Consider the following 24,640-nt stretch of genomic DNA (forward strand, 5'->3'; position numbering starts at 1 on the left):
CTATGGAACATGCTGCGACCATATTGATTGTTGACGATGATGTTTCGGCCGTCCGTACCCTCAGCAAGGCTATCGCGGGGCTGGGCCGGATCTTTTTTGCCACTCAGGGTGACGCCGCCGTCGAACTGGCGCGCGACCAGAAGCCTGACCTGATACTGCTGGACGCGGAGATGCCAGGCATCAGCGGCTTCGAGGTATGTCGCATCCTCAAAGAGGACCCGTCGACCAGCAACATTCCGGTGATCTTCGTCACTGCCCATACCGAAACCGATAGGGAGGAGGAGGGCCTGGCGCTCGGGGCCGTGGATTTCATCGGCAAGCCAATCCGTCCGGCCATCGTGGCCGCGCGCGTCAAAACCCATCTCTATCTCAAATTGGCAATGGACAGGTTGAATCGCCAGGCGCAGACCGATGGCATGACGGGCCTGGCCAATCGGCGTGCACTGGATCAGACGATCGCCCGTGAATGGCAGTCGGTGTTGCGCACTCAACGTGCGTTTTCCCTCTTGCTGCTCGATATCGATTTCTTCAAGCGCTACAACGATCACTATGGTCATCTCATGGGCGATGAATGCCTGATCGCGGTTGCACGGGCGCTTGCGGGTTGCGCAGAGCGCCCCATGGATCTGGCCGCCCGATACGGCGGAGAGGAGTTCGTCATTGTGCTACCGGAAACCACGCGCGATGGAGCATGTCAGGTGGCCACGAAAATCATCGAAAGCGTACGTGCCTTGAACATACCCCATGCTGCAAGCGAGCTGGGCATCGTCACCGTTTCAGTGGGCGCGGCGAGTTTCGACGCGGACAGCGGCGGTTGGAGCCTGCTGGAAAATGCGTCAGCTAACCCGCCGGGCTTGAAGTTCAGTGCCAGCGAGTTGCTCTGTGTGGCGGACAAGGCGCTGTATGCCGCGAAACAAGCCGGGCGTAACAGCAGCCGTTTCGAGGCGATAGAGGCAAGAAGCGCCGAAAAAGTCGGCCCCGTCACGGGAGGCAACTGAGCTACCGCTGCTCGCGCCATCTCTCGCGAGGCTTGGGGTGAAGTCGGTGCCTGCGCCGAGGGGTATCCACGATTTGCCATCGTGAGAGGAGCCTGGGTGTTCTAGAGCTCTGTGGGCCGACGCGCTCCCTGCACCTGAACGCCGTGTCCTGCTCTGAAGTCAAAACTACCTTAGCCATGCTCTTCAAGGTGCGTAATGAGTTTGATACCCGGATTGAACGGCGCAGCCCAGGTGCTGATAGGCGGAGCCAGCCGAGGTATCGGCCTGGCACTGTGCGCGGCATTGCTCGCTCGCGATGATGTGGCTCAGGTATGGGCGCTAGCGCGCAACGCTGGCACCTCTCCGGAGTTGGCAAGGCTCGCCGAGCAATATGGCCAGCGCCTGAAGCGGGTCGACTGCGACCTGCGCGATGAGCGATCCCTTGAAACGCTGGTGAGCGAGAGGCTTGCAGGATGCGAGCATCTGCACCTGGTCATCAGTGCGCTGGGCATTCTTCATCAGGACGGCGCAAAAGCTGAAAAGGGCCTGTCGCAGCTGACGCTGGCGAGCCTGCAAGCAAGCTTCGCGACCAATACCTTTGCACCTATCCTGCTGCTCAAGCACCTGCTGCCATTGTTGCGTAGACAACCGACTACCTTCGCGGCGCTTTCGGCGAGGGTCGGCTCCATCGGCGATAACCGATTGGGCGGCTGGTACAGCTACAGGGCCAGCAAGGCGGCGCTCAACCAACTGCTGCACACCGCGAGTATCGAGTTGAGGCGCCTGAATCCGGCCGCGACCGTCCTGGCGCTACACCCAGGCACGACAGACACGGACCTGTCCAAGCCATTCCAGGCCAAGGTGCCTGAAGGACAGCTATTCGAACCGGCATTCTCGGCGGATCGCCTTATCGAGCTGGTCGGCGCACATGGCCCCGACGACAGCGGTACCTTCTGGGCCTGGGACAACAAGCCGATTGTCTGGTGAGCCACCGCATGGCAAGGCCGAATATGGCTATCGGCCGTCCCGGTCCACTTGGGCGACAGCGATCGCCAGCTGCCGGGGGGAGGGGATCAAGGGTAGGGGCAACGGGGCCTGCGTCACTTGCTCGTGCCTGCCGGTCTGCCGGCTCGGGCAGTCATACCCAGTCGCCGTTCTTGCAGCCTCCACGAGAGGTATGTCGGCAGCGGGTCTTGACTGAAGTGCAGGGTTCGGCCGACTTTAGCCCGGCATGCAGATCGCTTCTTCGCGCGGACGTTATCAACGCCCCCAATCATGAATGCCTGGAGTGCCCGAATGGATATCGATTTCAGAAATGGACAATGGCTGAATGCTCCCGCCACCGCAGAGGCCTGCGAACACAGCCTGACGCTGACAACCGATCGACAAACGGATTTTTGGCGAGAGACCCATTATGGGTTTATCCGCGACACGGGGCATTTCCTGGGTGTTACCACCGCCGACGGTTTCACGGCGAAAATCCGCGTTCAGGGCCAATTCCGCTCCTTGTACGACCAGGCTGGCCTGATGGTGCGTATCGACGAGAAGCGCTGGGTAAAGACCGGGGTCGAGTACACCGATGGGCAGGCGTTTCTGAGCACGGTCGTCACCGACGGCAAGTCGGATTGGTCGGTCTCACAGCCTTTCAAGGAGTTGGAGGATTTTTACATCCGCGTCACGCTTTCCAAGGGTGCGATGCGCATTCAAGCGTCCCGTGACGCACGCTTCTGGCCACTTCTGCGGCTGGCCCACTTCCCGGTCGTAGATACTTACCAGGTTGGACCTACTGCCTGCACGCCGGAACGAAGCGGGCTCGTTGTGCGCTTCTCGGAATTTGAAATTAACCCGGCCATCACCAAAGACCTTCACGACCTGACTTGAGCGCGCGATCTGCCACGAGCTCGGCTTGGCATGACAGCCATCAAGATGGCCACTGTGATCTCCCGCAAGCGGCCTTCTTTGGCCGCCCACCGCTGGATAACGGGCCTGCATGGAGCCCGCCGGCTAGGTTCTTAGCGGGCAGTTGCTCAAGGAGAGGCATCCACAATCGATGCATGAGTCCAGCTTGTTTCTAAGCACCATCAGCGAGTCGATTCGACTATCCAGGTCAGATTGCCAGTGCTGCGAAAGCACGCTCCAGTCCGCTGCGGTGGGGGTACGGTTTGCCGGCAGAGCAGCGAAACGCTCGGCTATCTCATTCAGCGATATGCCGATTTGCTGGGCGATCTTGATGATTGCAATCCGCCGCAATACATCCTTCTGATACCGACGCTGATTGCCAGCGCTGCGGTACGCACTGATCAGACCTTTCGCTTCGTAGAAATGAAGCGCCGACACGTTGATCTTGCACTGCTCAGCGACCTCTGCAGGTGTGAGTAGGGCTATTCGACTCCTCGGTTGGGACATGCTTGACCTCAACTTAACTTGAGGTTGGATACTAGCCGCCCCAACCTTAGGAGCGATACATGAACGTGTTAACGTCCCAACCGGCATTCCAACTATCCAATCCTGATGCGCTTTACGATCCCACGACCAATGGATATTCCCATCTGGCCCAGGTAAACGGCGGTGCCCGACTGGTATTTGTTGCCGGCCAAGGCGGCGAGGATCGCAACGGTACCTTATCGGCATCGTTCTCCGAGCAGGCAAGGCAAGCGCTTGCGAATGTGCAGTCGGCATTAGCCTCCCAAGGCGCAGGCTTGCAAAACGTTTTCAAGCTGACGCTACTGATCGTCGATCATTCCGAAGAGAAGCTGCGGGCTTGGGTGGCGGAAGCTGATCGCGCCTGGGGTGACCAGATGAAACCTGCCTGCACGCTAATTCCAGTGCCGCGCCTTGCGCTTGAAGGCATGCATGTTGAGATCGAGGCAATCGCGGCGCTGTGACACCGGCCCTGGCCATCTCGCTTCCACATGAGCTGGCCTACTCATCAGCGTGCCGGCAGCACTTTCAAACCACAGCTGTATCTTGCCTGGGCGTCGGCTTCTGGCCGACAGCTGCCTCTACTGGCGGCCTATCGGCGATAATGCTGGCTGGTGCATGCGGCCAATCTTATGATGGGCTGGTGATTGGATTGAGGTGTCGCGCCTGTGGCGCTAGTGAGGGCCAAATTCTGAAAAGCCTTACTCGAGAGGAACTCGAATCCGAGATCGAGTGCCTGCGTGCGGCCCTTAGGCGGGCGGGCGTAGCGCCTGTATCTTCTGATGAACGTCGTCGCTTGGCGGACCAGGCAGCCCCAGGTCAGGACACGGCACGTCAGAGAGCCGTCTTCGACAGCGCTGTCGACTTCGCGATCATTCTGACTGACCTGACCGGCACCATTACCGGCTGGAACTCAGCCGCCGTGCATTTGACCGGCTGGAGTGCCGAGGAAATGTTCGGCCAGAGCGTGGCGCGGATTTATACCGCTCAAGCTCAAGAAGATGGCCGTGTCGACGCTGAGATGCAGCACGCGATCGAGTTCGGCTATGCCTCAAACGAGCGTTGGCACCTGCGCAAGGACGGTCAGTCGATCTGGGTCTCCTGCGAGACGATGCCGCTTTACTCGGAAAAGCATGCCCATCTTGGGTTCATGACGATTCTGCGGGATCGTACGAAGGAACACCTCGATAGCCGCGCCATGGAAGAAACCAAGGAGCGTTATCGACTGGCGGCCAAAGCCACCAATGATGCTATCTGGGATTGGGATCTGACGGCCAATCAGGTTCTCTGGAACGATGCGCTCGCTGATGCTTATGGCCATTCGTTGGCGACGTCGGAGTCCACCGGCGACTGGTGGCTGCAGCACATACATCCAGAGGACAAGCAACGCATCTACAACTCCATCCACGCCGTCATCGATGGCGACGGCAGTGCCTGGAGTGATGAGTACCGCTTTCAGCGCAGTGACGGCTCCTACGCCGAGGTGCTGGACCGTGGCCACGTGATTCGCGGCGCTGACGGCAAGGCCTTGCGTCTGATCGGGGCGATGCTCGACCTGACCTCGCGACGCAAATCGGAAACGGCGCTGCGCAAGAGCGAAGAGCGCTTCAGAACCATCGTCGAGACCATCGAGACGGCGTTCGCCATCGTCGAAGTGAAGTTCGATGCTGAGGATCGTCCCGTAGATTATCGATTCATCGAGGTCAATCCGGCGTTCGAACGTGAGGCCGGGGTCGACTTGCGTGACAAGTGGGTAACCGAATATGCGCCCGAGCTGGAGCAGTTCTGGTTCGACACCTACGGGCATGTCGCCAAGACACGCGAGCCGCTGGCCTTTGAAAGCTATGCCAATACGTTCGAGCGCTGGTTTGATGTCAGGGCTGTCCCGGTGGGTGACCCCGCCGAGAGACAGATCGGCGTCTTTTTCAATGACGTGACCGCGAGGCGCAACGCTCAGGAGCGGCTAATGGCCAGCGAGGCGCTTGCCCACGAGAATATCGAACGTGTCCAACTCGCCTTGGCGGCGGGGGCGATCATCGGCACCTGGCATTGGCACGTACCAACCGACCGCTTTACGGTGGACAAGGCATTTGCCGAAGCCTTCGGGCTCGATCCGGCACTCGGATTCAAGGGGCTGAGCCTCGAGCAAATCATCGCTACGGTGCACCCGGACGACCGAGAGGGGGTCATCGCCTCCATCGACGACGTGATTGCCCGTGGCGGCGCTTTCTCCCATCAGTACCGGGTCAAGCGTACGGATGAACGCTATTACTGGATCGAGGCCAATGGGCGTGTCGAACTCGGCGCCGATGGCACCGCGCAGAACTTCCCAGGCGTGCTGATTGACGTCGAGGAGCGTCGGGCGCTGATGGATGAGCGAGACCGCGCGACCGCGGCGTTGAGAGCGCTCAACGACACCCTGGAACAACGCGTTGCAGAGCGTACCGCCGACCTGATGCAGGCCGAGGAGAAATTGCGCCAGTCGCAGAAAATGGAAGCGGTTGGACAGCTCACGGGTGGCCTGGCCCATGACTTCAACAACCTGTTGGCAGGCATTTCCGGTTCGCTGGAAATGATGGGCTTACGTATCGCACAAGGCCGCCTGGGCGAGCTGGAAAAGTACATCCTGACCGCTCAGGGAGCCTCCAGGCGCGCCGCTGCACTGACACATCGACTCCTGGCATTTTCGCGCCGGCAGACGCTCGACCCGCGCCCCACCGACGTGAATGCGTTGCTGCTGGGCATGACCGAACTCATACAACGTACGGTAGGGCCGAGCATCACGCTCGAAACCCTCGGAGCCTCTGAGCTCTGGCCGGTGAAGGTCGACGCCAGCCAACTTGAGAACGCGCTGCTCAACCTGTGTATCAACGCACGGGACGCAATGCCGGACGGCGGCCGGATAACCATCGAAACGGCCAATCGCTGGCTCGATCGTGAAGTTGCTCGTGCGCACGACCTCACTGAGGGGCAGTACCTTGCCCTAAGTGTCACGGACACGGGTTTCGGCATGGCACCGGATGTCATCGCCAAGGCCTTTGACCCATTTTTCACCACCAAACCGATAGGGCACGGCACCGGGCTCGGCTTGTCGATGATCTATGGTTTCGCCAAACAGTCAGGTGGACAGGCACGTATCCACTCCGAGGTGGGCGTCGGGACGACCCTGACCCTCTATCTGCCCCGATACTTCGGCAGCGTGGATGCGGAGCGCGAAGAGCTCTACTCCAATGCGGTGGAGCTGTCGGAACGCGGGGAAACCATACTGGTCGTCGATGACGAGCCGACGATCCGCATGCTTTTGGTCGAGGCGCTGAGTGAGCGTGGCTATTCGGTCATCGAAGCAGCCGATAGCGTAGCGGGTCTCAAGGTGCTGCGCTCCGATGTGCATATCGATCTGCTGATCAGCGATGTGGGGCTTCCAGGCGGTATGAACGGCCGGCAGATGGCCGATGCCGGCAGAGAACTTCGCCCCGGCCTGAAGACGCTGTTCATAACAGGCTATGCGGCAAATGCCGCCGTCGGTGACGGGCATCTGCAGCCAGGCATGCAGGTCATCACAAAGCCGTTCTCCGTGGATGCACTCACGACGAGGGTTCAGGAGTTGATGGCTGCGGAGTAGGTCCGAACCAGAGCGCGATCGGTTATAGGTTGAGCAGCCCCGGGGGCGGGGGATCGCGCTTTTACTCACCCAATGCTTTCAGAAGCTGCCAGACCTCTGAAGTCGGCTGCAAAACTGTCGCCTGCTTTCCTCAAAAAAACAGGCCCGGTCGTGCTGGCCGCCAGTTCGCGGTCCACCGGTCAACGAGCCCGTCATGTGTGGACCTTTGAGCGAGTTCAATGATGTGAGTTGTTGGCTGCCGACCTCGCGGATCCCGTAGAGCCTACAGGTCAAACGCCTGCCTCGGGCTGACGTGATCTCGGTCTATGCTTGTGAACGGTTCTCAACAGCGTTAGCATCGCGGGCCTCCATCTCAGTCGCCACGTCAGCCCATGTCCGATGAGCAGCAAGCCCGCAGTCTTTCGCTGCTCTACCAGCGTCATCGCAACGAATTGCTGGCGTTTCTGACCCGCAAGGTGCGCTGCCGCGAAACTGCCCGGGACCTGCTTCAGGACACCTTCGTTCGTCTGCTGCATACCGAGCATGGCGAAGTAGGGAATGCGCGCGCGTTCCTTTACCGCATTGCTACCAATCTGAGCATCGATCACGCCCGACGTAGCCAAGTGCGCGGGGTAAGTGACGAGCAGGCGCTGGACGAGTTGCTGACCGAGGCGACTCCGGAGCGCAGTGCGGTGGCAGGTAGCACGCTGGCGTATCTGGAGCGGTTGATTGATGGCCTGCCATCGCCCACCCGCGAAGTGTTTCTGCTGGCTCGGGTGGATCAGATGGGCTACAAGGAAATCGCCGCACGGCTTGGCATCAGCGAGCGCGCTGTCGAGCGGCATCTGAACAAAGCCCTCAGTCACTGCGCGGCGGCGGCGCTGTATGCACGTAGCAAGACCGATTAGCCATGACTAATTCTTCCGAGAACTCCGTCTCCCAGCAGCAGGCTCTGGACTGGTTCACCCGCTTGCGCGACGAAAGGCTTGATAGCGCCGAGCGTGAGGCATTCGAAGCCTGGATCCAGCTGCCGCAAAACGCCCAGGCTTACGCCGAAGTGGAGCACTTGTGGCGAACCCTGGAACTACCTGCGCAGCGGGTACGCAAGGCGGAGCGCTCGCGCAGAAGACCATGGCGCCGCCTCGCGGCCGTTGCCTGTCTGGTAATGGCTGCGGGCGTGGCCTGGATTTCCGCGCCGAGGTTGCAAGGCCTGGGCAGCGATTACGTTACGGCGGCAGGCGAGCGCCGGGAGGTGCTACTCGGCGACGGCACCCGCCTGTGGCTGGACAGCGCCAGCGCGGTGGATGTGGATCTGCAGGGCCCGATGCGCAGGGTGTGGCTGCGCGAGGGGCGCGTATTTGCCGATGTGGTACGGGACGGCCGGCCGTTCGTGGTCCAGGTCGATCAGGCGAAGGTCGAAGTTTTGGGCACGCGCTTTTCGGTAAGTCGATCGGCGGTGGGCGATGAAGTGGTATTGCTCAGTGGCCGGGTGCAGGTCAGGACCCCCCTACAACAGCAATTGCTCACCCCTGGGCAGCGGTTAGTGGTGCTGGACCAGCAGGTTCAAGCACCCCAGGCGGTGGATGCCGAGCGCTTGCTGGCCTGGCGCTCGGGCCTGCTGCAGGTGCGCGAAGCCCCCCTCAAGGACGTGCTGCGGCAACTGGCCGAGTACCAGGGCAAGCGCTTGGTGTTGCTCGATGAAAAGGTCGGCCGGCAGCCGGTGAGCGGCAGCTTCAATCTGGATCGCGCTGGCAGTGCCCTCGATGCGCTGGTCAGCAATCGCCAGTTGCAGGCGCACACGCTGATGGGGCACTGGTTGATCATCCACTAAATTTTCTCTGTCGCCCCGGGGGGAATTTCGTTTCTGCTGCGTCTCACTCCACATAAGAAATATTTTCATTCTTATTTTCCGGGGAGTACACATGCAGCACCAACGCAATTGCATTTCCAAGCGCCGTCCGCTGGCCAACGTCGTGCTGATAATGGGTCTGCTTTCAACACTGCCTTCATTAACCGTGAAGGCGGCAGATGCTGGCCCCGAGGTAGCCGAGCAGGTTCGATTGGATTTTGACATTCCAGCTCAGCCCTTGGCTGACGCGCTAGATGCCTTCAGTGCGCAAAGTGGCTACCAAGTTATCTACAACGCCAGCGAACTCAGTGGCCAATCCTCTGTGACGGTCCAGGGGACGTACAGCGCTGGTGAGGCTATCCGCGGGTTGCTCAGTGCAAGTGCTGCGCAGTTGAGCCAGCCCAACGCCAGCAGCTTCGTCATCATCCTTCCAGCTACGGCAGGCAATAGTCTGCAGCTAGACGCCCTGAGCATTTCTGGCAAGGCGCCGGGCTCGACCACCGAGGGTACCGGGCTTTACACCACCTATTCCTCAAGCAGTTCGACACGCCTGAACCTGTCGTTGAAGGAAACCCCACAAGCGTTGACGGTAATGACCCGCCAGCGTCTGGACGACCAGAAGCTCACCACCCTCAATGAGGTGCTGGAGCAGACCCCCGGAATCACCGCCTCGCACACCAGCATCAGCGCCGAGAACAACACCTATTGGTCGCGTGGCTTCCAGATCAACAACTTCGAGATCGATGGTGTTCCGACCTCCTCACGGATCGACAACTCCACCCATTACACGGCGATGTACGATCGGGTCGAAATCGTGCGCGGCGCCACCGGGTTGATCAGTGGCACCGGTACGCCCTCGGCGACCATCAACCTGATTCGCAAGCGGCCCACCTTCGAGCCGCAGGCCAGTGTCAGTGCCGAAGCTGGCAGCTGGGATCGCTATGGCCTGGGGGTCGATGTATCGGGGCCGCTGACCGAAGCAGGCAATGTGCGCGGGCGCCTGGTGTTGGACTACAAGGATCAGAAGTACTGGGTCGATCGGATGTCCTCCGATGCCGCGCTGGTGTATGGCATTACCGAGTTCGACCTGACCGAGTCGACCTTGCTCACCCTGGGTTTCAGCTACGCCAATACGCATACCAACGCACCGCTACGAGCGGGTTTTCCCGCGTATTTCAGCAACGGCCGGAAGACCGACTTCTCGCGCTCTACCAACAGCTCTCCTGATTGGGCCTACTACGACCGTAAAGTGACCAACCTGTTTGGCTCCGTCGAGCACACTTTCGACAATGGCTGGAGCGCCAAGGTCGAACTGAGCCACACGCAGAACTCCTTCGATCAACTTACCAGTTACCTCAACGGCAGCATCGACCAGCAGACCGGCGAGGGCGCCTACCTGTACCCCAACCGTTGGACCGGAACCCCGCGCCAGGACACTCTAGATGCATACGTCACCGGCCCATTCAGCCTGTTTGGCCGCGAGCATGAATTGATCGTTGGCACCACGTTCTCGCGTTACCGCGAGCACACTCCGGAGCGTGGCGGCTGGTACGGACCGTGGACCGGCTATGACGGCACCATCGACAACTTCTTCACCTGGGATGGCAGCGGTCCACGGCCCGACACCACCCCGGTGGGCAAAAGCCTGATCGACGAAAACCAGTACGCAGCTTTCCTGACCTCGCGCTTTCACGTTACCGACAACACCCACCTGATCCTTGGCAGCCGGGTAACCGACTGGAAGCGTGAGAACGAGACCATTGGTTACAGCGGCGATAACCGCAAGGACAGCCAGAACCGGCACGGTATCTTCTTACCCTATGCAGGCCTGGTCTACGACTTGAACGACACCTGGTCGCTCTACGGAAGCTACACCAAGATCTTCAATCCGCAGCAGTACGGCATGAAAGACACCAACAACAAGGCGCTCGACCCGCAAGAAGGCGTGGGCTACGAGTTGGGGGTGAAGGGCAGCTTCAACGACGACAAGCTCAACGCCAGCCTGGCATTGTTCAAGATCGAGCAGGACAACCTGGCGGTGTACCTGCGAGACCCGGATATCTACACCCTCGAACAGGGCACGACCACCGAGGGTATCGAGCTTTCGTTGGATGGAGAGCTGGCGCAAGGCTGGCAGGCAATGGCCGGCTACGCTTATAGCGTCAGCACCGATCAGGACGAGCGGCGCATCGTGACGAACATTCCGCGTCACAGTATCAAGACCTTCACCAGCTACCGCCTACCAGGTGCACTGAGCAAGCTGACCGTCGGTGGCGGGGTGAACTGGCAGAGCAAATATGGCCAGGACCTACACACCTTCACCCAAGGCAGTTTCGCCGTGGTCAACCTGATGACCCGCTACGACGTAACGCGCGACTTGAGCGTGAAACTGAACCTCAACAACGTGCTCGACAAAAAATACTACGGCTATGCCGACAGCTGGGTGGTATATGGCGAGCCGCGAAACGTCATGACCAGTATGGAGTATCGGTTCTGAATCATGGCTTGCTGCAACGTCCGGCTGTTAACCTAGAGCCTTCACGACTCTGTAGGAGTAGCTCTGCTGCAAGCGCACTTGAGTTTCAGCAGAGAGTTTTGCCTGAGGTAGCTAAGACATGCCTGCTCCGACCTAATCGAAAGCCAGCTCAACCTACAGGGCAGTGCTCATGCGGGGCGGACTAAGGTGACACCTCGCCCTTCTGGCGAAAGCCGCGGCCTGGCTTCGCTTGCCCTTGGCCGATGTCCGCTTCATTTGTAGAAGCTCGAAGGCGCAACGCCGAACTGCCGTCGGAATGCTGCGGCAAAGGCGCTTTGGCTCTCGTAGCCATGCTGCAAGGCCACTTGCAGCACCGGCTGGCCTTCGGCCAATGCTTCGAGCGAGAGCAGCAGGCGCGCCTGTTGGCGCCAGCGGCCGAAGGTGATGCCGGTGCTGCTGAGAAAGCGTCGATGAAAGGTTTTCGGGCTCATGGCCAGCTGGGTTGCCCAATGTTCGGCGCCATCGGCCTGCGCCGGGTTCCGTGCCAAGGCCAGGCAGACGCGGGCGATGCGCTCGTCTTCCGGCCAGGGCAGGTGGAAGGGCAGCACGGGCAGGCTGCGCAATTCATCGAGCAACAAACGCATCAAGCGGCCGTTCCGGCTGTCCGCGCTGTAGGTCGCGGGCACCTGGGTCGCTGCCAGGATGAGCTCGCGCAGTAAGGGCGATACATCGATCACGCAGTTGCCCGTGGGCAGGCCGTCGACAGCCTCCGGGTTGACGAACAGGCTGCGCATGCAGGCTTTGCCGCGTATGCCCAGGGAATGCTCGACGCCTGCCTGCACCCACACGCCACGGGTCGGCGGTATGACCCAGCGGCCGGCCGCCGTTTCGACCAGCAGCACCCCGGAGATGGCATAGATCAATTGCGCGTACGGATGGCTGTGTGCAGGTACCTGATGGCCACTGGCGTAGTCGACCGAGACGCCGGTAACCGGCATGACCAGGGATTCATCCGGCAGGTGGCTGTGGTCGACCATGGGCGGGTTCCGGGATGTGCGGCCCGCCAGCTTAGCGGCATTAATGACCATTTGGCGACAACGGTGGACCATTTGTCGTGAGTGGTCAGCTCGTTGGCCGCCTATGCTGGCCATCTGTCTTACCGGAATGGCGCCATGAACCTTCTGCTGCCCTCGCTAACGCTACTAGCCCTGAGCCTCGGCCGGGGTCTGTCGCCGCGTGTGTGGCGTCGACTTGCGATCTCCCCCAGATCCCGGTCTTGAACAGCTCGCCATCGCGGGCAGGGGAGGTCGGCAACGTCCGTCTTTCGTTCGAGGTTCGCCCCATGCTGCGCAATCCACAAACCAAGTACCGTGCCTTTCCCTGTATCGACCTGCCCAACCGCCGCTGGCCGTCGCGCCGTATCGCCCAGGCGCCGGTGTGGTTGTCCACCGACCTGCGCGATGGTAACCAGGCGCTGTTCGAGCCGATGAATCGGCAGCGTAAGCTGCACCTGTTCGGCGAGCTGGTGCGCCTGGGTTTCAAGGAGATCGAGATGGGCTTCCCGGCCGCCTCGCGCACCGATTTCGAGATCATCCGCCAGTTGATCGATGAGGGCGGCATACCCGATGACGTCACGCCCATGGTCATGACCCAGCTGCGCGAGGATCTGATCGACGAGACCGTGCGCGCCGTCGCTGGCGCGCGGCGGGTGATCGTGCACCTGTACAACGCCATCGCGCCGGTGTGGCGGCAGGTAGTGTTCGGCCTGTCGGTGGACGAGGTGGAGCAGCTGGTGGTGCGTCACGTGCAATTGCTCAAGGACAAGGTGGCGGCGCACCCGCAAACAGAGTGGGTGCTGCAGTACTCCCCGGAGACCTTCTGCATGGCCGAGCTGGAGGTGTCGTTGCGCATGTGCAACGCCGCCATCCGCACCTGGGACGCCGGCCCCGGTCGGCAGATCATCATCAACCTGCCGACCACGGTGGAAGTGGCGACGCCCAATGTCTTTGCCGACCAGATCGAATGGATGCATGAGCGCCTGGAGCGCCGAGAGCACGTGGTGCTCTCGGTTCATCCACACAACGACCGTGGCACCGGCGTGGCCTGCGCCGAGCAGGCCCTGCTGGCCGGCGCCCAGCGGGTGGAAGGCTGCCTGTTCGGCAATGGCGAGCGCAGCGGCAATCTCGACCTGGTCACCCTGGCGTTGAATCTCTATACCCAGGGCGTCGACCCGCGTCTGGATTTCTCTGACATCGCCGGCGTGGCGCGGGTGGCCGAGACCTGCACGGGGCTGCCTATCCATCCGCGCCATCCCTATGTCGGCGACCTGGTGTTCACCGCCTTCTCCGGCTCACATCAGGATGCCATTGCCAAAGGTTTCGCTGCCCAGGACCCGGAGGGTTTCTGGGAAGTGCCTTATTTGCCGATCGACCCGAAAGACCTGGGGCGTACCTATGACAGTATCGTGCGGGTCAACAGTCAGTCTGGCAAAGGCGGCATCGCTTACCTGCTGCAGCGTGACCACGGCGTGTCGATGCCGCGGCGGATGCAGGTGGAGTTCAGCGCCATCGTGCAGAAAATGGCGGACAGCAGCGAAACGGAATTGGCCAGCACCGAGCTCTGGGAATTGTTCCAGCGCCATTACCTGGCACCCGCTCGTGCCGGTGGAGAACTGGTTTACCTCGGCCACCAGCTGTTCGAAGACGAGGCTGGCCAGGGGGTGATGCTGGAGATCGAGCTGCCCAACGGCAGTCGGCAGAAGCTGCAGGGCATCGGTACCGGTCCCATCGACGCCGCCGTGGCGGCGCTTGGCCTGCCCATCCGAATCGATAGCTACGAGGAGCGCAGCCTGGGTGGCGGTGCTGCCGCTGACGCTTTGGCGCTGGTCGAGGTGGCCTGGCCGGGCGAGGCCGGCTCGCGCTTCGGTGCGGGCAGCCACGCGAACATCGTTGTCGCCTCGATCCAGGCGTTGCTGGTCGCGGTGTCCCGTTTCGAACACGGCCCTGCCCAGCTGCTGCAAAGGTCGAGCTAGGGCGCACTGTCGCTGACCAACAAAGGCCTTTGGCAGCAAAGGCGGGCACTGCAAAGTGCCCGCCGCCGCCCTGGGCGATCAGCAGCCCTCGCTCGGCAAGGCGCCGCTGCCCGCGCGCAACGCGTGGATCCGGGGCGGCGTGGATTCAGGCGATGAGGGTCTTATGGCCTGCTGCGCTTACCGGGGTATTGACGAAGCAAGACTGCCATCGAGCATCCCCGATGCCTGTCGGCAGGTGTCACTCATAAAGCTTCCCGCAATATAGAAAAACCGCGAACTGCTGCCAGGGATTGGACGATGCCAGCCCCTGGCTCAGGCCGAAGTCGCTGTCTTGCGCCCAGGCAATTGCACCTTCCAGAAACGCTCCTGGCGTGGTGTTTTCCCAGTCGCTGCTGGTGGCGTGGTCCCGTGCCAGTGCGCGCGCGAATTCCAGGAAGCTTGCCGAGTCCCTGACGGCGCCCAAACGCTCGTGAAGCTCCATGTTGTTGGTCTCGAATCAGCAGAAGTGGGCAATGGTAGTGGTTGGCTTGCGCAGCGAACAGGTTAGCTGGCGTACGCAGCCTGGCCAGGTGGGTAGAATGGCGTGCTTCAACGTAAGGAAGTGATATGAAGAGTCTTGGCCGAAGGGTTTTCGCAGCCCTATCCAGATCGATCAACCGATCTCCAGCAGGGTGTGCGCAGGCCAGCGCTTGGGGCGGTTCGAATGCCGGGGGTTGCGCCTAATGCTGGGTAAACTCGGTCTGTGCCTCGGCGCCGTGCTCCTGCCATTGCTCACCGCCTGCACCGGCAAGCCCATCGAGCGCAAAGTGGTTTACGAAAATTCGGTTTATCACTGGCGTATCGAGCATGTGTTCGTGCGTAACTTTCCGGCGGGCAGCCACCAGTACTTCGAAGTGTTCCTTGAGGATCGGCCGCTTATCTTGCCGGCGTCGGCCTTCAACGATCAGCGTGATATCGGGCAGTTCATCGCCGCCGGCGGCTTCGATATCGGGCACTGGCGCAACAAGTCGATCGTGGTGGCATTCGAGAATGTTCAGGCTCGCGAAGGGCAGACGGTGCGGCTGATCCGCTCGGTGATGATCACCCCGGATTTCGGCGAAGGCGAAGTGGTGCTGACGGACATGTACACCCAGCAGGAGGTCGTGGTGCAGCGCGTCGAGCCAAACGACTGAAACGGTGCTGACTAGGCTTCGCGTTGGATCAGCACGTTGGCTTCGCGGGCGATGGCTAGGATGTTGGCTTTGGACTGCTTGCACAGGTGCGCTTCGATGGCGCGGATGATCTCGTCGGTGATGGTCGAGTTCTGCGCGGCCACCAGCGCCTCGAGGCGAGGGGCCATGCCGACGGGCAAGCATTTGAGAATGTCGGCGGACAGGTTCTGGGTGGGGTGGTCGCTCAGATGCATTGTTATGTCTTCCGTGAGAGGGGTGCAGGCACAGAAAATGTGAACGCGATCTAAATCCGAGAGAGGCTGTTGCAATTGGTTCCGGTTTTTTTTGCGCACTGCGCAAACGTGAGCCACGCTACATCCAACGCCGCGAGACAGTGGCGACTTATCGTCCTTGAGTGCCTGTTGAAATCCATGGAAAGGGTTATCTATGAGCGCCAAACCTACCAATCGCCAATTGGCTGATTACCTGGGCCTGTCCGAAGACGAAGTGGGCAGCTACCGACTCGACTCCATCCAGGAGGGCAGCCACTGGCGTGTGGCCTTCACGGTGGAAATGCCCAAGAGCCTGCGCAGCAAGCTGCCGGCCTGCCTGATGGTGGTGGTACCGGGCAGCATCCCGTCGGACAGCTCTTTGCGCCACCTTTGATTGCAGCCCTGCAGCCTGGCGTGGTCAGCCGCGCTGGGCCTGCAGGAACAAGGCGAACAGCTCCGACTGCGACTTGATGCCCAGCTTGCTGTAGACGTGCTTGCGGTGCACCTTCACGGTCTCCGACGAGATAGCCAGCTTGCGAGCCACCTCCTTGCTGGAATGGCCGCTGAGCATCAGGCGCACCACTTCCAGTTCACGGCCGGTCAGCGCCGTTTCCACCTGTTGGGCCATCTGCTCCAGGCGCTCCTGCCAGGGCGGCGCGGCGGCGGGCTCGCTGGGCTCCGGTTCGATCTTCAGGCGCTGGCGCATCAGCGCCGCGACCCAGGGCTGAACCAGCGACAGCAGGGCGATCTGCTCCGGCAGGAAGCGTTGCCGCGAACCCAGGGACAGGCACAGGGTGCGCGCGCCGGGCAGGGCGACGTTGAACTGCACCTCGTCGGCCACCACGTTGAGGCTGAAGTAGCGCTGGTAGTAGTCGGTCTGCTCGAAGCATTCCGGGGCGATGTCGCCCAGGCGCACCAATCCTTCACGCGAGGTCTCGCGGCTGGCGATATAGAAGGGGTCGAGCAGGTACAGGCCGTGCAGGTAGTCCTGGAAAAGCAGGTCCGGCGCGCCATCGTTGCCGGGGCTTTCGGCCAGCACCTGGGGGCGGCCTTCGCTGAAGATCAACGCCACCCAGCTGTCGTGGTGCACGTACTGGGCCAGCGCGCGGGCCAGGGTGCGCCAGAAGTGCGGGCTTTCCAGGGCCTCGATGAGCTCGGCCACGCTGCGGTGGAAGGCGATGTCGTGCAAGGTCATGGTCATCTGTCTACCCCTGTGGGGTTACCCCGCGTGCGTGATTTCGCCTGTGCAGCTCAGCCTCCATACTCGAACCCAGGCGGATGGGTCCCGGCATTCTGTGTGTGCCCTCTGCGTCATGCAACAACAAGAACGGAGCCCCGTCATGCAAGTCGAACTCGCTCAGCTCACCGGTCGTGACGGTGATACCGCCCACAACCTCGCCCAGGCCCTGGAGGCCATCGCCTCGTGCCAGGTGGGTACACGCCTGCTGGTGTTCCCGGAAACCTACCTGACCGGCTTCCCGACCGTGGACAACATCGCCGCGCTGGCCGAGCCCCTGGATGGCCCGAGCCTGACCGCCATCGGCCGGGCCGCTGCAGCGCGTGGGCTGGCGGTGGCCATCGGCATTGCCGAAAACGACGGCGGCAGCTTCTACAACACCACGGTGCTGATGGACGGGACGAACATCCTGCTCAAGTACCGCAAGACCCACCTGTGGGCCTCGGATCGTGGCGTGTTCACCCCAGGCGACCGCTACGCCACGACGCTGCTCGATGGCGTGCGCGTCGGCCTGCTGGTGTGCTTCGACATCGAGTTCCCGGAGAGCGCCCGGGCCCTGGGCGAGTTGGGCGCCGAGCTGCTGATCGTCACCAACGGCAACATGGATCCCTACGGGCCGACGCACCGCACCGCGATCATGGCCCGGGCCATGGAGAACCAGGCCTATGCGGTGATGAGCAACCGGGTGGGCGAGGGCGACGGTGGCCTGGTGTTCGCCGGCGGCAGCGCCGTGGTCGACCCCAACGGCAGCCTGCTGCTGGAGGCCGGCCGCGAGCCGTGCCGGCAGAGCATCGCGCTGGACTTCCAGCGCCTCGCCGAGGCGCGCCGTGATTACCGCTACCTGGAAGAGCGGCGCATGCCGCTGCCAGGCGAGCGCGTCGACCACACCAATGGCCTGCGTGAGCTGCTGATCCCCTGATTGACCTGCCGGGCGCCACAGAAGCGCCCGCTGCGGCTTTGCCGCGTGCTTTTGCCGACTTCGGCTCTGCCATAACAACGTATAAAACTGGAGTAGCAAGTAATGGCTCGTCTGCAACGATCCCTGTCTCTGGGCGCGGTGGTGCTGTTCGGCATCGCCTACATGACGCCGATCATCGTGCTCGGCACCTTCGGCATTCTCGCCGAGATCACCCGCGGCGCGGTACCGGCCGCCTACGTGGCCGCCTCGCTGGCGATGTTCTTCACCGCCCTCAGCTACGCGCGCATGGCCAGGCTGTTTCCGGTTGCCGGTTCGGCCTACAGCTACGTGCGCCGCAGCATCAGCGATCACCTGGGCTTCATCGCCGGTTGGGCGGTGTTGCTCGACTACCTGTTCCTGCCCATGGCCATCTGGCTGATCGGCGCGGCCTACCTGCATTCGGCATTTCCGCAACTGCCCCAGGCGCTGTGGGTGCTGACCTTTATCGTGGTCACCAGCGTGATCAACGTGGTGGGCCTGCGCCTGGCCAAGGGCATCAACGGTGTGCTGATGCTGGTGCAGTTCCTGGTGCTGCTTGCCTTCGTGGCGCTGTGCGTGCACTACGTGCTGGGCGATGCCAGCAAGCCGTTGTGGTCGCTCGAACCGTTCTTTGGCGAAGGCATGAACCTGAACCTGGTGATGGCCGGCGCAGCGGTGGCCTGCTACTCGTTCCTGGGTTTCGACGCGGTGAGTACCCTGACCGAGGAAACCCATGACCCGGAGCGCACCATTCCGCGGGCAATCCTGCTTATCACCCTGATCGGCGGGCTGATCTTCGTGGCCACCGCCTATTTCGTGCAGCTGGCCCATCCATCCCTGGTGTTCCAGAGCAGTGATTCGGCCGCCTACGAGATCGCCCGCAATATCGGTGGCGATGTGTTCGTGTCGGTGTTCCTGATCGGCCTGATCGTCGGCCAGTTCACCTCGGGTCTGTCGGCCCAGGCCAGCGCCTCGCGGTTGATGTTCGCCATGGGCCGCGACGGCGTGCTGCCCCGCGCACTGCTCGGCACCCTGAGCCCGCGGTTCGGCACACCGGTGGGCGCGATCCTGGTGTGCGCCCTGGTGGCGCTGCTGGCCCTGAAGCTGGACGTGACCACCTCGACCTCGTTCATCAACTTCGGCGCCTTCCTGGCCTTCAGCCTGGTCAACCTCTCGGTGATCGTCCACTTCGCCCGCCAACCCCAGGCGCGCGGCCCGCTGCAGCTGCTGCTGTACCTGCTGTGCCCGCTGATCGGTCTGCTGGCGACGCTGTGGCTGATGGCCAGCCTCGACCGCCTGGCGATCATGCTCGGCTGCGCCTGGCTGGTACTCGGCGGCCTCTACCTGACCTGGCTGACCGGCGGCTTCCGTCGCCAGCCACCGCAGTTGCAGTTCGACGCGGAGTAGTGCATAGGTGTGGCGAGCCGCTCGTGTAGGCGGCTCGCCCCCTGCCTCGACGCCACGGCCTGCCCGCCGCGGGCCGAATCTGCGACAATCGCCGCTTTCTGCGGCTCCTCAGCGCGCCTACAAAAGGCGCCTGCTGAGGCCGCTTTAGCTAATGCGCGGGCCATGAACTGGCCCGAGAGGAATCGTCGACATGGACCGTTTTAAGCGTATCTTCCCGGCATTGGCCCTCTGCCTATTACCGCTCTCCTATTCCGAAGCACGCCAGGCACAACCCTGCGAAGACGCGATGCTGCAGTCGCTGTCGGCCCAGTTGGGGCAGCGCGGTTGGTCTAGCCCCAGTGAGAATGCTCAAGGTCCTCTGGTGGCAGCTGCCTGCAAGCCTTGGCCGGATGACCCGAATCTTTCGGTGGTGACTTTGGCTTATCAAGATGCCAAGAATTCTTCGTCCCCAGGAGATCGAAACCTGAATTGGCTGGTAGCGAAGGTCGACACGCGAAGCGGGCAATTGCGCGAGCGGTATGACGACTATCTGGGTGAGGATTCAGCACTGGTACTGGACGCCGACAGCCTCCGGCTGGATACGGCGCGCTACCATCTCGCACCTGGCATGCGTGCGTTCGGCGTAGTGGTCAGCAGTGTTGCTCGCGGGGCGAGCTGTCCGGACGCGGGCTCCAATGATTTGCTTACATTAGTGGTGCCGAAAGGAGCCAAGCTTAGGCCAGTATTCTCCACGTACTTGCATGCGTGGACGACGGTCAAAGGCACATCATGCGTAATGGATAGTGATTTCCAGTCGGAGCAGGCCGAGCTGACGTTGGCTATCGCGCCCACTCGCTCTCACGGTTACGCCGATCTGCTGGTGAGCGCTCGTGTTCGCGCAGGTCAGGAGGAAAACGTACTGCGCACGGTGAGCACGACCGTTCGCTACGATGGCAGTCAATACCCGTTCAAGCAGTTCGCTACCTTCTGGACGAGGGAAGAGCAGCCGTAGCTCGGACGAAAAAGGGATGAATCGAATCGCCGTAGGAGGCGCATTCGCTCACTGCCGGATAGTCCTAGTCCAGCCCCATCTGCCATCGTTTGACCTTTCAGTTTGCCCGCGGCATTGGGTTGTCTGGGCTGCACGTTAGGCGTTGGAATCTGCGACAATCGGCGCTTTCCCGCGAACCGCCCCGAGCCTGATGACCGACGCCCCCTTCGATATCGCCGCCCTGCAGAAGAACCTCGACCACGCCATGATCGCCGACCGCCATCGTTTGCGCCGGCAGTTGCACGAGCTGCAGAAAAAGCCCGATGACGCCAAGCAGGCGCATTGGCTGGAGCGCTTCCAGGCCTCGTGTGCCAAGGTCGAGGCGCGGCGCTCGAGCGTGCCGGTGATGCGCTATGACGATGCGCTGCCGATCGCCGCCAAGCGCGACGAGATCAAGGCGGCGCTCGAGAAGCATCAGGTACTGGTGATCGCTGGTGAGACTGGTTCGGGCAAGACCACCCAGTTGCCGAAGATCTGCCTGGAGATCGGTCGTGGCCAGCATGGCCTGATCGGCCATACCCAGCCACGGCGGCTGGCGGCGCGCAGTGTGGCCACGCGGGTGGCCGAGGAGATCGGCACGCCGTTGGGCGAGCTGGTCGGCTATCAGGTGCGCTTCGAGGATCAGAGCAAGGACAGTTCGCTGATCAAGCTGATGACCGACGGCATTCTGCTCGCCGAAACCCAGCACGACCGCTACCTGGAAAAGTACGACACCATCATCGTCGACGAGGCCCACGAACGCAGTCTCAATATCGACTTCCTCCTTGGGTATCTGAAAACCCTGCTGCCGCGCCGCCCCGATCTCAAAGTGATCATCACCTCGGCGACCATCGACCTGGAGCGCTTTTCCAAGCACTTCGGTGGCGACGGGCTGCCGGATGCACCCATTGTCGAGGTTTCCGGGCGCACCTATCCGGTGGAAACCTGGTACCGCCCGCTCGCCGCCGAGGTGGACGAGGAGGGCGAAAGCCTGCTCGACGACCTGACCGTCGACCAGGGCATTCTCGCTGCACTGGATGAAATCGCCGCCCATGAGAAGAGCGTCGGCCAGCGCCCCGGCGATGTGCTGATCTTCCTGCCCGGCGAGCGCGAGATTCGCGATGCTGCCGAGGTACTGCGCAAGGCCAACCTGCGCTTTACCGAAGTGCTGCCGCTGTATGCGCGGCTGACGCCGGCCGAGCAGCAGAAGATTTTCGCGCCCATGGCCGGGCGCAAGATCGTGCTGGCCACCAACGTGGCGGAAACCTCGCTGACTGTGCCGGGCATTCGCTATGTGATCGACAGCGGCACGGCACGCATCAGCCGCTACAGCTACCGCGCCAAGGTGCAGCGCCTGCCCATCGAGGCCATCTCCCAGGCCAGCGCCAACCAGCGCAAGGGCCGTTGTGGGCGGGTCGAGCCGGGCATCTGCGTGCGCCTCTACAGCGAGGAGGATTTCCTCGGCCGGCCGAGCTTTACCGATCCGGAAATTCTGCGTACCAACCTGGCGGCGGTGATCCTGCAGATGCTCCATCTGCGCCTGGGCAGCATCGAGGATTTCCCCTTTATCGAGCCGCCGGATGGCAAGGCCATCAGCGATGGTTTCAACCTCTTGCAGGAGCTTTCGGCGGTCAATCGCGAAGGCCAGCTGACGCCACTGGGTCGCCAGCTGGCGCGCCTGCCCATCGACCCGCGCCTGGGCCGTATGGTGCTCGAAGCGGCCAAGCTCGGCAGCCTGCCGGAACTGCTGATCGTCGCCAGTGCGCTGTCCGTGCAGGACCCGCGCGAGCGGCCGATGGACCGCCAGCAGGCGGCCGACCAGGCCCACGCGCAGTGGAAGGATGTCGATTCCGACTTCGCCGCGCTGATCAACCTGTGGCGCGGCTTCGAGGAAAAACGCCAGGAGCTGGGCTCCAACCCGCTGCGCAGCTGGTGCAAGAAAAACTTCCTCAACTACATGCGCCTGCGCGAATGGCGCGATGCCCATCGCCAGCTGGTGCTGCTGGCCAAGGATCTGCAACTGGCACCCGGCAAGGCCGGCGCCCAGGCGGCGGACGGCGGCAAGCCTGCGCAGAGCCCCGTGCAGGCGACCACCGACACCAAGGTCAACGTGATCCTGCGTGAGCAGGCCGAAGCCAGCGAGGCGGCGCAGCGTGCCAAGGGTTACGCCGCCGTGCACAAGGCGATTCTCAGCGGCCTGCTCAGCCAGATCGGCCAGAAAGCCGAGGAGGGCGATTTTCTCGGTGCCCGCCAGCGGCGCTTCTGGGTGCATCCGTCTTCGGTGATCGGCCGCAAGAAACCCAACTGGATCATGGCCGCCGAGCTGGTCGAGACCACCAAGCTGTTCGCCCGCCAGGTGGCGAAGATCGAGCCGGACTGGATCGAGCCGCTGGCCGGCCACCTGATCAAGAAGAACCATTTCGAGCCGCACTGGGAGAAGAAGCGCGGCCAGGTGGTGGCCTACGAGCAGGTGACCCTGTACGGGCTGATCGTGGTCGGTCGGCGCCCGGTGCATTACGGGCCCATCGACCCGCAAGCATCGCGCGAGCTGTTCATTCGTGAAGGGCTGGTGCGCGGCGAAATCAACAGCCGCGCCAAGTGCCTGAACGCCAACCGTGTACTGCTGGAAAAACTCGACGAGCTGGAAGCCAAGGCGCGCCGCCGCGACATCCTGGCCGACGAGGAAACCCTGTTCGCCTATTACGAGGCGCGCATTCCCGCGGACATCTACCAGACCGCCACCTTCGAGAGCTGGTACAAGCGCGAAAGCGCCAAGGATCCGCAACTGCTGATGATGCGCGAGGAGGACGTGCTGGCCCGCGAGGCACTGGAAGTCACCGCCGCGCAGTATCCGGACACCCTGCATGTCGGCGAGCTGCAATTGCCGCTCACCTATCATTTCGAGCCCAATCACCCCCGTGACGGCGTGACCCTGCGTGTGCCGGCGCCGCTGTTGCCGCAACTGCCGGGCGAGCGCCTGGAGTGGCTGGTGCCGGGGCTGATCGAAGCCAAGGCCATCGACCTGGTGCGCGGCCTGCCCAAGGCCGTACGCAAGAACTTCGTGCCGGTGCCGGACTTCGTCGGCGCCGCCCTGAGCAAGCTCACCTTCGGCCAGGGCAGCCTGCCGGAAAGCCTGGCCCGCGAGCTGCAGCGCATGACTGGCGCGCGGATCGACGGCGAGGCGTGGATCGAGGCCACCCGGCAGCTGGAGACCCACCTGAAGATGAACATCGAGGTGATCGATACCCACGGCAAGCTGCTCGGCGAAGGCCGCGACCTGGCCGAGCTGACCGCGCGCTTCGCCGAGGCCAGCCAGGCCGCATTGGCCATCCCGCAAGCGGACAAGGTGCAGAAACCGGTGGAAGCCAAGGGCTTCGCCCAGGTCGCCGAGAAGACCCAGCAGAAGGTTGCTGGGCTTTCCATGACAGTGTTCCCGGCGCTGGTGGAAGAAGGGGGCGTGGTCAAGGAAGGGCGCTTCCCGACCCAGGCCGAAGCCGAGTTCCAGCACCGCCGGGCGTTGCAGCGCCTGTTGCTGCAACAGCTGGCCGAGCCCGCCAAGTTCCTGCGCGGCAAGCTGCCGGGGCTGACCGAGCTGGGCCTGCTGCACCGCGAGCTGGGCCGCGTCGAGGCGCTGGTCGAAGACATTCTGCTGGCCAGCCTGGACAGCTGCATCCTCGACGGTGAGCAGCCGTTGCCCCGCGACGGCGCTGCCCTGGCCGCCCTGGCCGAGAAGAAACGTGGCGCCTGGGCCGAGCACGCCGAAAAGCTGGCGCGCCTGACCCTGGACATTCTCAAGCTCTGGCACGGCCTGCAGAAGCGCTTCAAGGGCAAGATCGACCTGGCCCAGGCGGTGGCGCTCAACGATATCAAGGCGCAGCTGGGCAACCTGGTGTACCCCGGTTTCGTGCGTGAAACCCCGGCCGAATGGCTCAAGGAAGTGCCGCGCTACCTCAAGGCCATCGAACAACGCTTCGACAAGATCGCCGCGCAACTGCAACGCGACCGGTTATGGAGCGGCGAGCTGGCCGGCTACTGGGAGCAATACCAGGCGCGCCTGGGCAAACATCTGCAGGAAGGCAAGCGCGACGCCGAACTGCAGACCTACCGCTGGATGCTCGAGGAATACCGGGTATCCCTCTGGGCCCAGCAGCTGGGCACCAGGATGGCCGTGTCGGACAAGCGCCTGAGCAAGCAGTGGAGTCAGGTGGAGGGGTGATCGCCTGGCGCTCTGGTAGCCCGGGTCGAGCGTAGCGACACCCGGGAGATCGATGC

General features: G+C 62.4%; 20 protein-coding genes. 15 read left to right on the forward strand and 5 right to left on the reverse strand.

Annotated features, from left to right (window positions below; all coding sequences use genetic code 11):
- The first annotated feature begins 2 nt into the window (after window positions 1-2).
- The 3 genes from BM154_RS11740 to BM154_RS11750 all read left to right on the forward strand — a co-directional run bounded on the left by BM154_RS11740 (window position 3) and on the right by BM154_RS11750 (window position 2,858).
- Window positions 3-998, forward strand: a complete 996-nt coding sequence (locus tag BM154_RS11740; protein ID WP_074883628.1) for a diguanylate cyclase domain-containing protein — start codon at window positions 3-5, stop codon at window positions 996-998.
- A 195-nt stretch (window positions 999-1,193) separates the two neighbouring features.
- Window positions 1,194-1,964: an SDR family NAD(P)-dependent oxidoreductase gene (locus tag BM154_RS11745; protein WP_074883631.1), complete on the forward strand. Its 771-nt coding sequence runs from the start codon at window positions 1,194-1,196 to the stop codon at window positions 1,962-1,964.
- Window positions 1,965-2,273: 309 nt separating this feature from the next.
- Window positions 2,274-2,858 carry a DUF1349 domain-containing protein gene (locus tag BM154_RS11750; RefSeq protein ID WP_074883637.1) on the forward strand — a complete coding sequence of 195 codons (585 nt, stop codon included), beginning with the start codon at window positions 2,274-2,276 and terminating at the stop codon, window positions 2,856-2,858.
- 123 nt (window positions 2,859-2,981) lie between these two features.
- On the opposite strand, the gene soxR is transcribed toward BM154_RS11750, so the two are convergent.
- Window positions 2,982-3,383: a redox-sensitive transcriptional activator SoxR gene (gene soxR / locus BM154_RS11755; RefSeq protein WP_083414542.1), complete on the reverse strand. Its 402-nt coding sequence runs from the start codon at window positions 3,381-3,383 to the stop codon at window positions 2,982-2,984.
- A 59-nt stretch (window positions 3,384-3,442) separates the two neighbouring features.
- On the opposite strand from soxR, the gene BM154_RS11760 reads away from it, so the two are divergent.
- The 5 genes from BM154_RS11760 to BM154_RS11780 all read left to right on the forward strand — a co-directional run bounded on the left by BM154_RS11760 (window position 3,443) and on the right by BM154_RS11780 (window position 11,345).
- Entirely contained in the window at window positions 3,443-3,862 is a 420-nt protein-coding gene (locus tag BM154_RS11760; protein ID WP_074883642.1) for a RidA family protein, read from the forward strand.
- Window positions 3,863-4,086: 224 nt separating this feature from the next.
- Window positions 4,087-7,020, forward strand: a complete 2,934-nt coding sequence (locus tag BM154_RS11765; protein WP_083414578.1) for a PAS domain-containing hybrid sensor histidine kinase/response regulator — start codon at window positions 4,087-4,089, stop codon at window positions 7,018-7,020.
- 371 nt (window positions 7,021-7,391) lie between these two features.
- On the forward strand, window positions 7,392-7,907 hold the full coding sequence (locus tag BM154_RS11770) for an RNA polymerase sigma factor (RefSeq protein ID WP_074883649.1): 516 nt from the start codon (window positions 7,392-7,394) through the stop codon (window positions 7,905-7,907).
- A gap of 2 nt (window positions 7,908-7,909) precedes the next feature.
- Complete coding sequence (locus BM154_RS11775; RefSeq protein ID WP_074883652.1) at window positions 7,910-8,830, forward strand: FecR family protein; 921 nt, start codon at window positions 7,910-7,912, stop codon at window positions 8,828-8,830.
- A gap of 91 nt (window positions 8,831-8,921) precedes the next feature.
- A complete protein-coding gene (locus BM154_RS11780) occupies window positions 8,922-11,345 on the forward strand; it encodes a TonB-dependent siderophore receptor (protein WP_074883655.1) in 2,424 nt (807 codons plus the stop codon).
- 251 nt (window positions 11,346-11,596) lie between these two features.
- On the opposite strand, the gene BM154_RS11785 is transcribed toward BM154_RS11780, so the two are convergent.
- Window positions 11,597-12,361 (reverse strand): AraC family transcriptional regulator, encoded by a 765-nt coding sequence (locus tag BM154_RS11785; RefSeq protein ID WP_074883658.1) that lies wholly within the window; start codon window positions 12,359-12,361, stop codon window positions 11,597-11,599.
- Window positions 12,362-12,666: 305 nt separating this feature from the next.
- Here BM154_RS11785 and BM154_RS11790 point away from each other — a divergent pair, with 305 nt between their 5' ends.
- The gene (locus BM154_RS11790) at window positions 12,667-14,355 is read left to right on the forward strand and encodes a 2-isopropylmalate synthase (protein ID WP_074883661.1); all 1,689 of its coding nucleotides are present in this window, start codon (window positions 12,667-12,669) and stop codon (window positions 14,353-14,355) included.
- A 238-nt stretch (window positions 14,356-14,593) separates the two neighbouring features.
- Here BM154_RS11790 and BM154_RS11795 read toward each other — a convergent pair whose 3' ends face one another.
- Complete coding sequence (locus BM154_RS11795; protein WP_074883664.1) at window positions 14,594-14,836, reverse strand: DUF7660 family protein; 243 nt, start codon at window positions 14,834-14,836, stop codon at window positions 14,594-14,596.
- Between the two features lie 241 nt (window positions 14,837-15,077).
- On the opposite strand from BM154_RS11795, the gene BM154_RS11800 reads away from it, so the two are divergent.
- Window positions 15,078-15,527 carry a hypothetical protein gene (locus BM154_RS11800; RefSeq protein WP_074883667.1) on the forward strand — a complete coding sequence of 150 codons (450 nt, stop codon included), beginning with the start codon at window positions 15,078-15,080 and terminating at the stop codon, window positions 15,525-15,527.
- Window positions 15,528-15,538: 11 nt separating this feature from the next.
- Here the strand turns inward: BM154_RS11800 and BM154_RS11805 are convergent, their stop codons facing one another.
- Window positions 15,539-15,760, reverse strand: coding sequence for a hypothetical protein (locus tag BM154_RS11805; RefSeq protein ID WP_074883669.1), 222 nt, complete (start codon window positions 15,758-15,760; stop codon window positions 15,539-15,541).
- A 193-nt stretch (window positions 15,761-15,953) separates the two neighbouring features.
- Between BM154_RS11805 and BM154_RS11810 the strand changes: the two genes are divergently transcribed.
- Window positions 15,954-16,172, forward strand: coding sequence for a hypothetical protein (locus BM154_RS11810; RefSeq protein WP_074883671.1), 219 nt, complete (start codon window positions 15,954-15,956; stop codon window positions 16,170-16,172).
- A gap of 24 nt (window positions 16,173-16,196) precedes the next feature.
- On the opposite strand, the gene BM154_RS11815 is transcribed toward BM154_RS11810, so the two are convergent.
- Window positions 16,197-16,979, reverse strand: coding sequence for a helix-turn-helix transcriptional regulator (locus BM154_RS11815; protein ID WP_074883674.1), 783 nt, complete (start codon window positions 16,977-16,979; stop codon window positions 16,197-16,199).
- 139 nt (window positions 16,980-17,118) lie between these two features.
- Between BM154_RS11815 and BM154_RS11820 the strand changes: the two genes are divergently transcribed.
- The 4 genes from BM154_RS11820 to hrpA all read left to right on the forward strand — a co-directional run bounded on the left by BM154_RS11820 (window position 17,119) and on the right by hrpA (window position 24,584).
- Window positions 17,119-17,934: a carbon-nitrogen hydrolase family protein gene (locus BM154_RS11820; protein WP_074883678.1), complete on the forward strand. Its 816-nt coding sequence runs from the start codon at window positions 17,119-17,121 to the stop codon at window positions 17,932-17,934.
- Between the two features lie 102 nt (window positions 17,935-18,036).
- Window positions 18,037-19,359 carry an APC family permease gene (locus BM154_RS11825; RefSeq protein ID WP_074883681.1) on the forward strand — a complete coding sequence of 441 codons (1,323 nt, stop codon included), beginning with the start codon at window positions 18,037-18,039 and terminating at the stop codon, window positions 19,357-19,359.
- 190 nt (window positions 19,360-19,549) lie between these two features.
- Complete coding sequence (locus tag BM154_RS11830; RefSeq protein ID WP_074883684.1) at window positions 19,550-20,350, forward strand: PA3715 family protein; 801 nt, start codon at window positions 19,550-19,552, stop codon at window positions 20,348-20,350.
- A 190-nt stretch (window positions 20,351-20,540) separates the two neighbouring features.
- Complete coding sequence (gene hrpA, locus BM154_RS11835) at window positions 20,541-24,584, forward strand: ATP-dependent RNA helicase HrpA (RefSeq protein WP_074883687.1); 4,044 nt, start codon at window positions 20,541-20,543, stop codon at window positions 24,582-24,584.
- Window positions 24,585-24,640: the final 56 nt, after the last annotated feature.

The organism is Phytopseudomonas argentinensis, from assembly GCF_900113905.1.
Taxonomy (GTDB): Bacteria; Pseudomonadota; Gammaproteobacteria; order Pseudomonadales; family Pseudomonadaceae; genus Aquipseudomonas; species Aquipseudomonas argentinensis.

Excerpts from the sequence above, each read along its gene's own strand:
- BM154_RS11740 (WP_074883628.1), top strand. The coding sequence starts at position 3 with ATGGAACATGCTGCGACCATATTGATTGTTGACGATGATGTTTCGGCC.
- BM154_RS11745 (WP_074883631.1), top strand. The coding sequence starts at position 1,194 with ATGAGTTTGATACCCGGATTGAACGGCGCAGCCCAGGTGCTGATAGGC.
- BM154_RS11750 (WP_074883637.1), top strand. The coding sequence starts at position 2,274 with ATGGATATCGATTTCAGAAATGGACAATGGCTGAATGCTCCCGCCACC.
- soxR (WP_083414542.1), bottom strand. The coding sequence starts at position 3,383 with ATGTCCCAACCGAGGAGTCGAATAGCCCTACTCACACCTGCAGAGGTC.
- BM154_RS11760 (WP_074883642.1), top strand. The coding sequence starts at position 3,443 with ATGAACGTGTTAACGTCCCAACCGGCATTCCAACTATCCAATCCTGAT.
- BM154_RS11770 (WP_074883649.1), top strand. The coding sequence starts at position 7,392 with ATGTCCGATGAGCAGCAAGCCCGCAGTCTTTCGCTGCTCTACCAGCGT.
- BM154_RS11775 (WP_074883652.1), top strand. The coding sequence starts at position 7,910 with ATGACTAATTCTTCCGAGAACTCCGTCTCCCAGCAGCAGGCTCTGGAC.
- BM154_RS11780 (WP_074883655.1), top strand. The coding sequence starts at position 8,922 with ATGCAGCACCAACGCAATTGCATTTCCAAGCGCCGTCCGCTGGCCAAC.
- BM154_RS11785 (WP_074883658.1), bottom strand. The coding sequence starts at position 12,361 with ATGGTCGACCACAGCCACCTGCCGGATGAATCCCTGGTCATGCCGGTT.
- BM154_RS11790 (WP_074883661.1), top strand. The coding sequence starts at position 12,667 with ATGCTGCGCAATCCACAAACCAAGTACCGTGCCTTTCCCTGTATCGAC.
- BM154_RS11795 (WP_074883664.1), bottom strand. The coding sequence starts at position 14,836 with ATGGAGCTTCACGAGCGTTTGGGCGCCGTCAGGGACTCGGCAAGCTTC.
- BM154_RS11800 (WP_074883667.1), top strand. The coding sequence starts at position 15,078 with ATGCTGGGTAAACTCGGTCTGTGCCTCGGCGCCGTGCTCCTGCCATTG.
- BM154_RS11805 (WP_074883669.1), bottom strand. The coding sequence starts at position 15,760 with ATGCATCTGAGCGACCACCCCACCCAGAACCTGTCCGCCGACATTCTC.
- BM154_RS11810 (WP_074883671.1), top strand. The coding sequence starts at position 15,954 with ATGAGCGCCAAACCTACCAATCGCCAATTGGCTGATTACCTGGGCCTG.
- BM154_RS11815 (WP_074883674.1), bottom strand. The coding sequence starts at position 16,979 with ATGACCATGACCTTGCACGACATCGCCTTCCACCGCAGCGTGGCCGAG.
- BM154_RS11820 (WP_074883678.1), top strand. The coding sequence starts at position 17,119 with ATGCAAGTCGAACTCGCTCAGCTCACCGGTCGTGACGGTGATACCGCC.
- BM154_RS11825 (WP_074883681.1), top strand. The coding sequence starts at position 18,037 with ATGGCTCGTCTGCAACGATCCCTGTCTCTGGGCGCGGTGGTGCTGTTC.
- BM154_RS11830 (WP_074883684.1), top strand. The coding sequence starts at position 19,550 with ATGGACCGTTTTAAGCGTATCTTCCCGGCATTGGCCCTCTGCCTATTA.
- hrpA (WP_074883687.1), top strand. The coding sequence starts at position 20,541 with ATGACCGACGCCCCCTTCGATATCGCCGCCCTGCAGAAGAACCTCGAC.